Origin of the sequence: Roseovarius litoreus (assembly GCF_900142765.1) — a bacterium.
GTDB lineage: Bacteria > Pseudomonadota > Alphaproteobacteria > Rhodobacterales > Rhodobacteraceae > Roseovarius > Roseovarius litoreus.
Map to the genome: position 1 here is coordinate 90,655 of NZ_FRCB01000002.1, position 13,988 is coordinate 104,642.

Below are 13,988 nucleotides of genomic sequence, written 5' to 3' on the forward strand. Positions count from 1 at the left end.
CTAGTTCCAACCCATGTTCAACAAGGCCGATCTTCCCGAGGTGATCCCCGTCTTTCCGCTGCCCGGTGCGCTGCTTCTGCCGCGCTCTCGGCTGCCTCTGCACCTGTTTGAGCCGCGCTATCTGGCGATGCTCGATGACGCCTTGAAGACGCCGGGACGTCTGATCGGGATGGTGCAACCCAATCCGGGCCGCGATGGCGACCGCGCGGGACTGCATACGATCGGCTGTGTCGGCCGTGTGACGCAGTTTTCCGAAACCGAGGACGGGAGATACATGATCACCCTGACCGGCATTTCGCGCTTTCGTGTGCTCGAAGAGGTCGAAGGCTTTCAGCCCTACCGCCGGACCCGTGTCTCGTGGAGCGGGTTCGAGCGGGACATGAGCCCGCCGGAGCCCGACACCTGTTTCGACCGCGCGCGGTTTCTCGATCTGCTGAACCGCTATTTCAGGTCGCGCGAGTTGCAGACGGATTGGGAGTCGCTCGAGCAGGCGGATGACGAATTGCTCATCAACTCGCTTTCCATGCTTCTGGGGTTCGAGCCCGAGGACAAGCAGGCGCTGCTTGAGGCGCCATCGCTGAGCACGCGCCGCGAAACATTGGTGACGCTGATCGAATATGCCCTGCGCGGCGGCGATGACGAGGAGATCATGCAATGACCGGGACGACGGAGGGGCCGGGGTTCGACCGTCGGATGCTGGAGGCGCTGATCTGCCCGCAGACACAGGCCACGCTGAGCTATGATGCCGACAAGCAAGAGCTGGTCAGTACCGCGGCGGGTCTTGCCTATCCCATTCGCAACGGCATTCCGGTGCTGCTGGTCGACGAGGCGCGGGCGCTGCAGGAGTGAGTGCTGCGCGCTGAGGGCCAGAGGCGGGGGGCCAGCCCCCCGCACCCCCCGGGATATTTTCAGCCAGAAGAAACAGGCGCGGATTTGCGGGCATGGGCGGCCATCACGTCGCGCCCGAGGGTGAGCGTATAGGCCTCGAGCTCGTGCAGGGCGGTTTCGGCGGCGGTGGCGTCCTGCGCCTGCAGCGCGTCGGCGATGCGGGTGTGCAGATGTTCGATCACCTCACGCGAGCGGGCGGTGAAGGTGATCATGTTCATCAAGGGCTGCATCGCCTCGACCGCGCCGGCCAGATGGTAGCTGAGCACCGGGTTGCCGGCGGCATCCACGAGCGCCCGGTGAAAGGCCACATCCGAGGCGCAGAAGGATTCATCCGACAGGCCCGGCTGGGCCTGGCGGTGGATTTCGGCCCGCATGGTGGCCAGGTGATCGGCGGTGCGGCGCGCGCAGGCCAGCGGTGTGCAGGCGCGTTCGAGCGCGTAGCGCGCCTCGCAGGCGGTCTCGAAGCTGACCGCGTTCATCGACAAAAGCAGCGTGGAGGTGGTGATATGCTGGCCGTAGGCGCCTTCATAACTGAGCCGGTTGACGAAGGCGCCGCCGAACGCGCCGCGCTGCGTGCGAATGAGCGATTGCGCCGCCAGCCGCTTGAGCGCTTCGCGCACCGTGGGGCGCGACACTTCGAACTGGTCGGCAAGCTCGGCCTCGGAGGGCAGACGCTCGTCCACGATCATGCGGCCCTCGACGATGGCGTCGCGGATCGCTTCGGCAATCTGGGCCGAGAGGTCGGCCTTGTTGGAGGGGTCAATTTTCATTTGTCTTACATTTAAATGTCTGACAATTTTGGCGCAAGCATCGAGTCGCGGAGGGGGCGCATGATTTCGGCACGTATCAGGCAGATGACAGGGGGGCATTGGCTGATGCTCTTTGGCCTGATTTTGCTGGCCTGGGGCGCGCTTTACGTGATGGCGCTGCCGTCTGATCTGCGGGTTGCGGGGCGCATTTACGGCGCTGAATTTCTGGCCAGCCTGTGCGTGGTCACCCCCGATGCGGCGGGGTTTGCGCGAATCACCGTGATGTGGGCGCTGATGTCGGCGGCGATGATGGCGCCCACGGCGCTGCCGGCGCTGGCCACATATGACGAGCTTGGCCATAGTGGCCAGACCCGCTTCGGAAGGCTCCTCGCGGGGTATCTTGTGGTCTGGCTGGGCTTTTCGGTGGTGGCGGCCGCGGCGCAGATGGCGCTGTTCCGGGCGGATCTGGTCAGCGCCTTCGGAGACAGCCGCTCGGGCTGGTTGTCGGCGGGGCTGCTGGCGCTGGCGGGGGGCTATCAGTTCAGCGCCCTGAAGGAGGCGTGTCTGGCCAAGTGCCGCGCGCCGCTTTCGTTCTTCATGCAGCATTGGGACGAGGGACCGTGGCGCAACGGTCTGCGGCTTGGCGCGGTCTGTCTTGGCTGTTGCTGGGCGCTGATGGCGCTGGCCTTTGTGGGCGGGGTCATGAACCTCGCGTTCATGGGCCTTGCGACGGTGGTTATGGTGATCGAGAAACTGCCCGATCTTGGCCGCTGGCTCACGCGCCCCTTGGGGGTCGTGCTGCTGGCGGCGGCGGGCTGGATGGCGCTTGGCGCCGGAATTTGAGCAAAGGGAGGGCCGCAGATGGCCGCTGACAGACTGGACACACCCGCCAAGATCGACAACCGGATGCCCGGTGCGCCGAAATCGGGCCATGGCACCGTGCCATGGGCGATCAAGGGGGAACTCATCCTGAACTGCAATTGCACGGTGTTCTGCCCGTGCGTTGTCTCGCTTGGTCAGCATCCGCCGACCGAGGGCTATTGCCAGGCCTGGTCGGGGGTGCGCATCGACGAGGGGCATTATGGCGACACCGATCTGTCGGGGCTGAATGTCGGGCTGATGCTGGAGATCCCGGGGCTGATGGCGCGGGGCAACTGGAAGGCCGCCGCCTATATCGACGAGCGCGCCAGCGATGACGCCTATACCGCGCTGGTCGACATCTTCAGCGGCAAGGCGCGCGGCACCACGGGGCTGTTCAGCATCCTGGTCAGCGAGTTTCTGGGCGCCGAGCGCGCGCCGGTGGTGTTCGAAACCGAAGGCAAGACACGCCGGTTGATGGTGGGCAAGAAGATCCAGGGCGAGGTCGTTCCGGTCTCGGGCCATAATGGCGAGGATATCGTGGTGACCAACACGGAATACTGGATGGGCCCCGACATCACCGTGGCCACCGCCACCAAGGGTCGGGTCCGTGCCTTTGGCCGGGTCTGGGATTTCGATGGCCGCAGCGCCGAGATCTGCCAGATCGACTGGAAAGGCCCGCGCTGATGATCCGCCCGGGCCTGATGGCCCTGCCTGCCATGTGATCCGTTCGTCATGCCCAAGGAGAGTGACTGATGTCCGCGCCGCTTTTGTCCTTGTCGCGCAGGTTGCGCCGCACGCCCTTTTCCGAAGGGGTCGAGGCGGCGGGCGTGAAGGCCTATACGGTCTATAACCACATGCTGCTGCCGACGGTGTTTCGCAGTATCGAAGAGGATTACCGCCATCTCAAGGAGGCGGTGCAGATCTGGGATGTGGCCTGTGAGCGCCAGGTCGAGCTGCGCGGGCCGGATGCCGGACGGCTGATGCAGATGCTGACGCCGCGCGATCTGCGGGGGATGACCCCGGGACAGTGTTTCTATGTGCCGATCGTCGACGAGACGGGCGGCATGCTGAACGATCCGGTGGCGGTCAAGCTGGCCGAGGATCGGTGGTGGATCTCGATCGCCGACAGCGATCTGCTCTATTGGGTGCGCGCCACGGCGCATGGCTGGCGGCTGGATGTGCTGGTGGACGAGCCGGACGTGTCGCCGCTGGCGGTACAGGGGCCGCGCGCCGATGATCTGATGGCGGCGGTTTTTGGCGACAATGTGCGCGATATCCGCTTCTTCCGCTTCGGCGTGTTCGATTTCCAGGGCCGCGACATGGTGATCGCGCGATCGGGCTATTCCAAGCAGGGTGGCTTCGAGATCTATGTCGAGGGCTCGGATATCGGGATGCCCTTGTGGAATGCGCTGATGGAGGCGGGGGCGGGCATGGATGTGCATGCAGGCTGTCCCAACCTGATCGAGCGGATCGAGGGTGGATTGCTGAGCTATGGCAATGACATGACCGATGACAACACACCGCATGAATGCGGGCTTGGCCGGTTCTGCAACACCCACACGGCGATTGGCTGTATCGGACGGGATGCGCTGTTGCGGGTGGCCAAGGAAGGCCCGGTGCAGCAGATCCGCGCCGTGGCGATCGACGGTCCGAAAGTGCCGCCCTGCGATCACTGGTGGCCGCTTCTGGCACAGGGCAAGCCGGTGGGGCGGATCAGTTCGGCGGCCTGGAGCCCGGATTTCGGCACCAACGTGGCCATCGGCATGGTGCGCATGACCCATTGGGATGCCGGCACGCGGCTGCAGGTCCAGGCGCCCGACGGGATACGGGAGGCGGAGGTGCGCGAGGCCTTCTGGGCCTGAGCGGCGGTTGCAAGCGTGGGAGCGAGGGGCGAGCCCCTCGCGCTCCCCGGGATATTTGAAGCCAGAAGAAGCAGGGGGAAGCCTCTGCGCAACGCAAGGGAGAACAGCATGTTCAATGCATTGATCGTCGAGAAGGACGAGGACACCGGCAAGACATCGGCGTCGGTGGCGCAGATCGGCGAAAACGATCTGCCGCATGGGGAAGTGCTGGTGGCGGTCGAGTATTCTACGGTCAATTACAAGGACGGTTTGTGCATCGGGCCGGGCGGCGGGCTGGTGCGCAAATACCCGCATGTGCCGGGGATCGATTTCGCGGGCACGGTCGAAGAGAGCACGGATGCGCGCTACAAGCCCGGCGACAAGGTGGTGCTGACCGGTTGGCGCGTCGGCGAGGCGCATTGGGGCGGCTATGCGCAAAAGGCGCGCGTGCTGGCCGATTGGCTGGTGCCGCTGCCCGAGGGGCTGGACACGCGCCAGGCTATGGCGGTGGGCACCGCCGGTTTGACGGCGATGCTGTCGGTGATGGCGCTGGAGGATCACGGGCTGCGCAAGGATCACGGGCCGGTTCTGGTGACAGGCGCGGCCGGCGGTGTCGGGTCGGTGGCCACGGCGATCCTGGCCAATCTGGGGTATGAGGTGGCTGCGGTGACGGGACGTCCCGAGACGGCCGGGTATCTGAAGGATCTGGGCGCCACGCAGATCGTCGCACGCGAGGAGTTTGCCGAGGCGACCCGCAAGCCGCTCGAGTCCGAGCTTTGGGCCGGCTGTGTCGATGCGGTGGCCGGCGTCATGCTGGGCCGGGTGCTCAAGCAGATGAAATACGGCTGTTCCGTCGCGGCGGTGGGCCTTGCGGGTGGGGCGGCGATCGAAGGGGCGCTGATCACGCCGTTCATTCTGCGCGGGGTCAATCTTCTGGGGATCGACAGCGTGATGCAGCCCTATGAGGCACGTTTGCGGGCCTGGCAGCGGATCGCCAGCGATCTGCCGATGGCCAAGCTTGAGGCGATGGTCCAGCCGGCGACGCTGTCGGATCTGCCGCAATTGGGGCGCGATATCCTGAAAGGCCAGGTGAAAGGCCGTGTGGTCGTCGATGTGAACGCCTGATGATGGATGGCGCCGGGGGCGGTCCTGCCGTTTCCGGCGCCTCTTGCGGCTCGGTTGATTGATTTCCGGGCCGCCGCCACGTTACCGTTGCTCCAAGGGGCATCCTGCGGACCCGCCGCAGGCCCCCGGTCGGTGCGGTGCGCTGCGGGCCATATTCAGGCCCATCCCGAGCGGCAGCCGCGCGAAAGGAGGATATTTTATGTTCAAGAAGATCATGACACCTGTTGATCTGGCCCATCAGGGCGATTTGCAAAAAGCCCTGGCCGTGACGGCCGATCTGGCCAAGCATTATGGCGCATCGGTCGTGTTCGTAGGGGCGACCAGCTCGACCCCGAGTTCGACCGCCCACACACCCGAGGAATACCGCGATAAGCTCGAGGCGTTTGCCCGGGACCAGGGCGCGGCGCATGGCTTCGAGGCAAGTGCCGACATGGTGATCGCGCATGATCCGACCACGGATGTGGATGATGTGCTGCTCAAGGCGGTCAGGGACACGGGTGCCGATATCGTCGTGATGCAAAGCCATATGCCCAATATCCTCGACTATGTCTGGCCTTCGAATGGCGGCAAGATCGCCGAGCACGCCAAAGTGTCGGTGTTCGTGGTGCGCGGCTGAGCGGAAAACGGCCCGGTCCCGCAAGGGAGGTGCCGGGTCCGGCGCGGCTTGCTCTTTGGCGGTTGCCGGATATGGTCGTGACGGGGCAGCCGCCCGGGAGGAGCCTTCGGTGACATATGGCGACGATCTGGTGATCCGCGCTGTGCGCGACAGCGACGAGGACGCGCTCTGGCCGATCCTGCGCCGGGTGATCCGCGCAGGCGAAACCTATGCGATCGATCCTGGCCTGACACGCGAGCGCGCGCTTGACCTGTGGATCCGGCAGCCTCGCGGTTGCTATGTGGCCGAACATGACGGCGAGATCGTCGGCACCTATTACATCAAGTCGAACCAGGCCGGCGGTGGGGCGCATGTCTGTAATTGCGGCTACATGACCGCTCAGGCAGCGCGCGGGCGCGGCGTGGCGCGCGCGATGTGTCTGCATTCCCAGTCCGAGGCGCGCAAACTGGGCTATCTCGCGATGCAGTTCAATCTGGTGGTCGCGACCAATACCGCCGCGATCGGCCTGTGGGACAATCTGGGATTTCGCACCATTGGCCGTTTGCCGGGAGCGTTTGCCCATCCCAAGGCCGGTTTCGTCGATGCGCTGGTCATGTACAAGTGGCTCGATGAGGGTGAGCCGGCCTGACAGGGCCGGCGACCACATGCGCGCGGGCCTGTCATCCGGGCCAGGATGGGAGATGATGGGCCATGGGAAACCATGGGCCTGATCTGCGGGAAATCATGGGAGAACCTTGGGTAAACCCCGAATCACGGGCATTTGCGGCGTGAATCGCAGGTGATTTGCGGTGCGATGCGGCGCTCAATGGGGGCGGATTGCAAAATATTTCGGAATCTCCGGGAAATCGTGGGAAAAGTTTCAACACAAGCTCGAATACCATATTTAGTATAAATTACCTTAGGAATAGCTAGGTTCTGCGTTTAAACCCTCGAAATAGACACATCATCTTGAGTGGGGCAGGGTGCTCACTCAAGATGATGTGCCTTTTTCCCTCAAAAAGTTATTGATTTCCATGAATTCCCATGGCATCCCTTAACTCACGATGAGGACGGGAAATCAGGGGCGGACAAAAGACCCCGAACAAAAAATCCCAAGTCAGGTTTCATACAGGCCCCGCTTTCATCGAAACACGAGATCCGGCGCGCGGGCGAGCAGACATCCCCCCAGGTGGCGCGCGCAGTCGGACACCCCGCAAGTCGGGACGAGGGCGGCGGATTGGGCAGTGGCAGCAGCTCAATCCGTCGTTTCGTTTCAGGGGGCTTCAAGACCCGGGCGAGACATTCGGGGGACATCAGAGAGGCGGACGGGACAGTGGTTCGCAGGTTCAGAGGCGAGAGCCAGCACAAGGTGGACAGCAAGGGCAGGGTGTCGATCCCGGCCTCGTTTCGCCGTGTGCTCGAAGCGTCCGACCCCAACTGGACCGAAGGTCTGAACCCCGAGCTGGTCATCGTCTATGGCGATCACCGCCGCAATTATCTCGAATGCTACACGATGGAGGCGATCGCCGAGGTGGACGCCAAGATCGACGCGCTGCCGCGCGGCTCGATGGAGCGCAGGATGCTGCAGCGTCTTTTCCATGGGCAGTCCTATCCCACCAATGTCGACGAAACGGGCCGGCTCGTGCTGCCCGCCAAGCTGCGCCAGAAAATCGCGCTCGACACCGAGGCGTTTTTCATCGCCGCGGGCGACACGTTCCAGATCTGGAAGCCCGAGACCTACGAGTCCGAAGAACTGGCGCGCACCGAACAATGGCTCGAAGAGCTGCCCGAGGATGTCGATCCGCTGTCCTTCCTGGACGGTCCGCAAGGGGCGTGACGGATGGCTGCCGCTGCCCAAGCCCCCGATTCTTCCGCCCCGCATATCCCCGTTCTGTTGCGCCCGCTCCTCGAGGCGGTGGCCCCGATCGAGGGCGTCTGGATCGACGGCACGCTCGGTGCCGGCGGCTATGCCCGCGCGCTGCTCGAGGCCGGGGCGCAAACCGTGATCGGCGTGGACCGCGATCCGCTCGCACTTGAAATGGCCGCGCTCTGGGGTGCGGCCTATGGCGACCGTCTCGTGCTGGTGCAGGACACATTCTCGAACATGGATGCCCATGCGTCCGAGGTCGATGGCGTGGTGCTGGATCTGGGCGTCTCATCGATGCAGCTTGACCGCGCCGAGCGGGGGTTTTCCTTCATGAAGGACGGCCCGCTCGATATGCGCATGAGCCAACAGGGGCCGTCCGCCGCCGATCTGGTCAATACCGCCGATGAGGGTGAATTGGCCGATATCCTTTATCTTTATGGCGAAGAGCGCGCCAGCCGCCGGATTGCGCGGGCCATCCTGCGCGAGCGTGCCTCGGGTGATATCGACACGACGCTGCATCTGGCGCGGATCATCGAATCCTGCCTGCCGCGGCCCAAGCCCGGGCAGGTCCATCCCGCCACCCGCAGCTTTCAGGCGTTGCGCATCGCGGTGAACGATGAATTCGGTGAACTGGTCGCCGGGCTGGAGGCGGCCGAACGCGCGCTCAAACCCGGCGGCAAGCTTGCGGTGGTCACCTTTCATTCGATCGAGGACCGGATGGTGAAGCGCTTTCTTCAGGCCAAATCCGCAGGTGGCGGAGGCGGCAGCCGCCACGCGCCCGCCATGCGCCCCGAACCGGCCGAATTCGATGTCTCGCAGCGCAAGGCCATCGGCCCGGACAAGACCGAACTGGCGGAAAATCCGCGCTCGCGCAGCGCCAAGCTGCGGGTCGCCATCCGCACCGATGCGGCGGCCACGCCCGCTGATCGCAAAGCTATCGGGATGCCATTGCTCAAGGGGAAACGTTGATGCGCAGCCTGTATTTCATTCTGACTGCACTGTCGGTGATCGGCCTTGCCTTCTGGGCCTATCACGAGAATTACGAAACCCAGGAGGCGCTGTCCGAGGCCGAGGATCTACAGACCCAGATCAGCGATGCCCGCCAGCGCCTGCGCGTTCTCAATGCCGAATGGGCCTATCTCAACCGGCCCGATCGTCTGCGCGAACTGGCCGAGATCAATTTCGACCGGCTGGGTCTTTTGCCGCTGCAGCCCAATCAATTCGGCCGGATCGATCAGGTGGCCTTCCCTCCCGACGACACCCTGTTGCCGATCCTTGACCCGATCGAAGTCTCCGAAACCGAGGCCCACCCATGATCCGCACGCCGCTTCGTCCGCTCGCCCGCATTCTGGAGGCCCGCTCGAAAGGAGAAAATCCCGACGCGATCGAGCGCGAGAATATCCGCATCCGCCATGAACAGATGCGCGACCGCGCGCGCAAGCGCGCCGAGGGGCGGCTGTTCGTTCTGGGCATCATTTTCACCTTGTCCTTCGTCCTGATCGGCGGGCGGATGGGCGTTCTGGCCAATAGCGAACCGACCGAGCCGCGCAGCTCGGTCGCGGGGGCGCAGATCGTCGCGCAGCGCGCCGATATCGTCGACCGGAAGGGGCGTATCCTCGCCACCAATTTCGAAACCCACAGCCTTTATGCCCAACCCGAACAACTCGTCGATCCCGAGCGCGCGGCCGACGAGCTGGTGCGCATCTTCCCGGATCTGGATCGCGAAAGGCTGGTCAAGGACTTCACCGGCAAGCGCAAGTTCTTGTGGATCAAGCGAAAAATCAGCCCCGAACAGAAGCAGGCCGTGCATGATATCGGCGAGCCGGGACTTTTGTTCGGCCCGCGCGAGATGCGGCTTTATCCCAACGGGCGGCTGGCCTCGCATGTTCTGGGCGGCGCCAGTTTCGGGCGTGAAGGCGTGCATGCCGCCGAAGTCATCGGCGTGGCCGGCATCGAAAAGGAATTCGACACCCGTCTGCGCGACCCGGCCCAAAGCCACGAACCGCTGCGGCTGTCGCTTGATCTGTCGGTGCAGGCGGCGGTCGAGCGCGTGCTCTATGGCGGCATGAAGCTGATGAATGCCAAGGGCGCCACGGCGATCCTGATGGAGGTCAAGACCGGCGAAATCGTCGCCGTGGCCTCGCTGCCCGATTTCGATCCCAACGACCGGCCGCGCCCGCCCACCGAAGGCGATCCGACCGACAGCCCGCTCTTCAACCGCGCGGTGCAGGGCGTCTACGAGTTGGGCTCGACGCTCAAGATCTTCACCGTGGCGCAGGCGCTCGATATGGGGCTCGTCAACGCGAACACCATCATCGACACCAAGGGTCCGCTTCGCTGGGGCAAGCACCGGATCAGCGATTTCCGGAATTACGGCAACGAAATGAGCGTCACCAAGGTGATCGTGAAATCCTCGAATATCGGCACTGCCCGGATCGCCCAGATGATCGGCGGCGAGCGTCAGAAGGCATTCCTCAAGGATCTCGGCTTTCTCGATCCGCCCCCCGTCGAGATCGTGGAGGCCGATGGCGCGCAGCCGCTTTTACCGCGCAACTGGTCCGAACTTTCGACCATGACGATTTCCTATGGCCACGGCATCTCGACCAGCCCCATGCATCTGGCGGCGGGCTATGCGACGCTGGCCAATGGCGGGCGCAAGGTCACCCCGACGCTCTTGCACGGGACCACGACCGAACCCGGCCCGCAGGTCATCTCGGAGCAGACCGCGCGCGTCTCGATGGACATGCTGCGCAAGGTGGTCACCGAAGGCACCGCCAGCTTCGGCGAAGTGCCCGGCTATGCGGTGGGCGGCAAGACCGGCACCGCCGACAAGCCCAAGGCGCGCGGCGGCGGCTATTACGAAGACAAGGTGCTCGCCACCTTCGCCAGCGTCTTTCCGGCGCATGACCCGGAATATGTCCTCGTGGTCACGCTGGACGAACCCGTAGAGACCTCGGGCGACGAGCCGCGCCGCACCGCAGGCTGGACAGCCGTGCCTGTCGCGGCTGAAATCATCCGTCGTGTGGCGCCTCTTCTGGGGCTCAGACCGCAGATTGAACCCGGCGAACTGGCTGGTATAACGCTCACATCGAATTAAGCCGGAACGCGGGGCGACATGGTGGCGGGGCAGCGCAAATCACTGACGGATCTTGGCCTGACCGCTCAGGGCGGGCGGCGCGCCGACATCACCGGGCTTGCCGTGGACAGCCGGCAGGTGCGCGACGGCACGCTCTTCGCGGCCCTTCCCGGCACCCGCGTGCATGGCGCGGAATTCATCCAGTATGCCTTGCGCATGGGGGCCGCCGCGATCCTGACCGATGCGCAAGGCGCGCGGATCGCCGCCGATGTGCTGGCTGAAAGCGACGCCGCCCTGATCGTTGCCGAAGACCCTCGCCAGACCCTGGCCTATACCGCCGCTCTCTGGTTCGGCGCGCAGCCCGAGATCATGGTCGGCGTGACCGGCACCAACGGCAAGACCTCGGTCGCCAGCTTCTGCCGCCAGATCTGGAGCGAGCTTGGCCATCACGCGGTCAATATCGGCACCACCGGCGTCGAAGGCGCCTATGAGGCGCCGCTGGCCCATACCACGCCCGAACCGATCACCCTGCACCGCGTTCTGGCAGACTGCGCGGCCGCAGGTATCACCCATGCCGCGATGGAGGCGTCGTCGCACGGGTTGGAACAGCGCCGGCTGGACGGGGTGCGTCTGGTTGCGGCGGGCTTCAGCAATTTCAGTCAGGATCACCTCGATTATCACGCCAGTTTCGACGCGTATTTCGCCGCCAAGGCCGGGCTCTTTGCCCGTGTCCTGCCCGAAGACGGTGTGGCCGTGATCAATATCGACGACCCCAAAGGCCCCGCCATGGCCGAGATCGCCCGCGCCCGCGGGCAGGATCTGATCACCGTCGGGCGCAAGCCGGGCAGTGATCTGCACATTCAGGCGCAGCGTTTTGCCCCCACCGGGCAGGATCTGCGCTTTGAATGGAAGGGCCGCGCCCATCAGATCCGGCTCAACCTGATGGGCGGGTTTCAGGGGGAAAACGTGGCGCTCGCCGCAGGCCTCGTGATCGCGGCCGGGTCTGATCCGGACAGGGTGTTCGACACCCTGCGCCATATGAAAACCGTGCGTGGCCGGATGCAACTCGCGGCCACCCGCCGCAACGGTGCTGCGGTATTCGTGGACTACGCCCATACGCCGGATGCGATTTCCACCGCCCTGAGCGCCCTGCGCCCGCATGTGATGGGCCGTCTTGTGGCGATCATCGGCGCAGGCGGCGATCGGGACACCGCCAAGCGACCGCTGATGGGGGCGGCTGCTGCTGAAAACGCCGATCTGGTCATCGTGACCGATGACAACCCGCGCAGCGAAGACCCCGCCGCGATCCGCGCCGCCGTCATGGCCGGCGTGCGCGACGCAGGCGGCTCTGATTGGGCGACCGATGTGGGCGACCGCGCCGAGGCGATCCTTCGTGGCGTCGACATGCTGGGGCCGGGGGACGCGCTTCTGATCTGCGGCAAGGGCCATGAAACCGGGCAGATCGTCGGCGATGATGTCTTTCCCTTCGATGATTGCGAACAGGCCAGCGTCGCGGTCTCGGCGCTTGACGGGGGGCTGGCATGACGCTCTGGACCGCAGCCGAGGCCGCACGCGCCACCGGCGGGCGCGCATCGACCGACTGGGAGGCAACCGGCGTCTCGATAGACACCCGCACGCTCAGGCCCGGTGATCTATTCGTGGCGCTCAAGGCGGCGCGTGACGGGCATGACTTCGTGGCTCAGGCGCTCGACAACGGCGCCGCCGCGGCCTTGGTCAGCCATGTGCCGCCCGGTGTCGATGCCACACGCGCGCCGCTGCTGATCGTCGATGACGTGCAGACCGCGCTCGAGGCGATGGGCCGCGCCGCCCGGGCGCGCACGCAGGCGCGCGTCGTCGCGATCACCGGCTCGGTCGGCAAGACCTCGACCAAGGAGATGCTGCGCGACGTGCTCTCGTCGCATGGCCGCACCCATGCCGCCGAAGCCAGCTACAACAACCATTGGGGCGTGCCTTTGACATTGGCGCGGATGCCCGCCGACACCCAATTCGCGGTGATCGAGATCGGCATGAACCACCCCGGCGAGATTGCGCCGCTGTCGCGCATGGCGCGCCCGCATGTGGCGATGGTCACCACCGTGGCGCCCGCCCACCTGGCGGCCTTCGAAAGCCTCGAGGGGATCGCGCGCGAAAAGGCCTCGATCTTCGAAGGGCTCGAAGAGGGGGGGACCGCCGTCTATAATGGCGATCTTGCCGTCAGCCCGATCCTCGCCGACACCGCCGCGCGCCATGCCGCGCATCTGCTGTCCTTCGGCGAAAGCCCCGCCATGCATCACCGCGTCACGCGCATCACGCTCAAGAACGCCTGCACCGTGGCCGAGGGGCGGGCGTGGCGCAGTCCGGTGCTGTTCAAGATCATGGTTCCGGGGCGGCATTTCGCGGTCAACGCCATGGGCGTGCTGGCGGTGACCCATGCGCTTGGCCTTGACCGCGCCAAGGTCGTCACATCGCTTGGCCAGTGGCAGCCGGGATCAGGGCGCGGTGCGCGCGAGCGGATCGTTCTCGACATCGTCGATGCGCATGTGGTGGTCGAACTGATCGACGACAGCTACAACGCCAACCCCGCCTCGCTTGGCGCCGCCCTCGAAGTGCTGGCCGCCGCCGTACCCAGCAACGACATGGGACGGGTCTCCAAGGGACGGCGCATCGCCTATCTGGGCGACATGAAAGAGCTTGGTCGCACCGAAGCGGCGCTGCATGCCGCCTTGGCCGAGCATCCCGCGATGGCGCTGATTGACCGGGTGCATTGCGTAGGCCCGTTGATGCGCCACCTCTGGGAGGCGCTGCCCGACGGCAAACGTGGCCGCTGGACCGAAACCGCCGACGAGATGGCTGCAAATGTGGCGCGTGATCTGGATGCCGGCGATGTCGTGCTTGCCAAGGGGTCGCTTTCCATGGGATTGGCCCGGGTCGTTGCCGCGATCCGCAAGATGGGTCGTGCCTCGGCCTCCACGGACGTGTAAGGATG

Annotated in this window: 15 protein-coding genes; 14 read left to right on the plus strand and 1 reads right to left on the minus strand. The window is 65.1% G+C overall.

The annotated features are described in order from the left end of the window. Positions 1-13: 13 nt before the first annotated feature. Complete coding sequence (locus F3H35_RS04700; RefSeq protein WP_007814757.1) at positions 14-658, plus strand: LON peptidase substrate-binding domain-containing protein; 645 nt, start codon at positions 14-16, stop codon at positions 656-658. Next, on the plus strand, positions 655-849 hold the full coding sequence (locus tag F3H35_RS04705) for a Trm112 family protein (RefSeq protein ID WP_149778483.1): 195 nt from the start codon (positions 655-657) through the stop codon (positions 847-849). Before F3H35_RS04700 ends, F3H35_RS04705 begins: the two co-directional genes overlap by 4 nt. A 59-nt stretch (positions 850-908) precedes the next feature. Here F3H35_RS04705 and F3H35_RS04710 read toward each other — a convergent pair whose 3' ends face one another. Then, positions 909-1,658, minus strand: coding sequence for a FadR/GntR family transcriptional regulator (locus F3H35_RS04710; RefSeq protein ID WP_149778484.1), 750 nt, complete (start codon positions 1,656-1,658; stop codon positions 909-911). 60 nt (positions 1,659-1,718) lie between these two features. Here F3H35_RS04710 and F3H35_RS04715 point away from each other — a divergent pair, with 60 nt between their 5' ends. From F3H35_RS04715 to F3H35_RS04775, 12 genes are all read left to right on the plus strand, one after another. Further along, on the plus strand, positions 1,719-2,480 hold the full coding sequence (locus F3H35_RS04715) for a DUF2182 domain-containing protein (RefSeq protein ID WP_188129865.1): 762 nt from the start codon (positions 1,719-1,721) through the stop codon (positions 2,478-2,480). Between the two features lie 63 nt (positions 2,481-2,543). Beyond that, on the plus strand, positions 2,544-3,182 hold the full coding sequence (locus F3H35_RS04720) for a DUF1326 domain-containing protein (protein WP_149778792.1): 639 nt from the start codon (positions 2,544-2,546) through the stop codon (positions 3,180-3,182). A gap of 68 nt (positions 3,183-3,250) precedes the next feature. Further along, positions 3,251-4,360 carry a dimethylsulfoniopropionate demethylase gene (locus F3H35_RS04725; RefSeq protein WP_149778485.1) on the plus strand — a complete coding sequence of 370 codons (1,110 nt, stop codon included), beginning with the start codon at positions 3,251-3,253 and terminating at the stop codon, positions 4,358-4,360. A 108-nt stretch (positions 4,361-4,468) separates the two neighbouring features. Further along, positions 4,469-5,464, plus strand: a complete 996-nt coding sequence (gene acuI / locus F3H35_RS04730; protein ID WP_149778486.1) for an acryloyl-CoA reductase — start codon at positions 4,469-4,471, stop codon at positions 5,462-5,464. A 199-nt stretch (positions 5,465-5,663) separates the two neighbouring features. After that, positions 5,664-6,080 (plus strand): universal stress protein, encoded by a 417-nt coding sequence (locus F3H35_RS04735; protein WP_149778487.1) that lies wholly within the window; start codon positions 5,664-5,666, stop codon positions 6,078-6,080. 109 nt (positions 6,081-6,189) lie between these two features. After that, the gene (locus F3H35_RS04740; protein ID WP_149778488.1) at positions 6,190-6,708 is read left to right on the plus strand and encodes a GNAT family N-acetyltransferase; all 519 of its coding nucleotides are present in this window, start codon (positions 6,190-6,192) and stop codon (positions 6,706-6,708) included. Positions 6,709-7,392: 684 nt separating this feature from the next. Beyond that, a complete protein-coding gene (gene mraZ / locus F3H35_RS04750; RefSeq protein ID WP_149778489.1) occupies positions 7,393-7,896 on the plus strand; it encodes a division/cell wall cluster transcriptional repressor MraZ in 504 nt (167 codons plus the stop codon). Between the two features lie 3 nt (positions 7,897-7,899). Beyond that, on the plus strand, positions 7,900-8,895 hold the full coding sequence (gene rsmH, locus F3H35_RS04755; protein WP_149778490.1) for a 16S rRNA (cytosine(1402)-N(4))-methyltransferase RsmH: 996 nt from the start codon (positions 7,900-7,902) through the stop codon (positions 8,893-8,895). After that, positions 8,895-9,242, plus strand: a complete 348-nt coding sequence (ftsL, locus tag F3H35_RS04760; RefSeq protein WP_149778491.1) for a cell division protein FtsL — start codon at positions 8,895-8,897, stop codon at positions 9,240-9,242. Before rsmH ends, ftsL begins: the two co-directional genes overlap by 1 nt. Continuing rightward, on the plus strand, positions 9,239-11,023 hold the full coding sequence (locus tag F3H35_RS04765) for a peptidoglycan D,D-transpeptidase FtsI family protein (protein WP_149778492.1): 1,785 nt from the start codon (positions 9,239-9,241) through the stop codon (positions 11,021-11,023). The genes ftsL and F3H35_RS04765 overlap by 4 nt, the downstream gene beginning before the upstream one ends. Before the next feature lie 18 nt (positions 11,024-11,041). Then, complete coding sequence (locus tag F3H35_RS04770; protein ID WP_188129866.1) at positions 11,042-12,547, plus strand: UDP-N-acetylmuramoyl-L-alanyl-D-glutamate--2,6-diaminopimelate ligase; 1,506 nt, start codon at positions 11,042-11,044, stop codon at positions 12,545-12,547. Continuing rightward, positions 12,544-13,983, plus strand: coding sequence for a UDP-N-acetylmuramoyl-tripeptide--D-alanyl-D-alanine ligase (locus F3H35_RS04775; protein WP_149778493.1), 1,440 nt, complete (start codon positions 12,544-12,546; stop codon positions 13,981-13,983). Before F3H35_RS04770 ends, F3H35_RS04775 begins: the two co-directional genes overlap by 4 nt. The last annotated feature ends 5 nt before the right edge of the window (positions 13,984-13,988 follow it).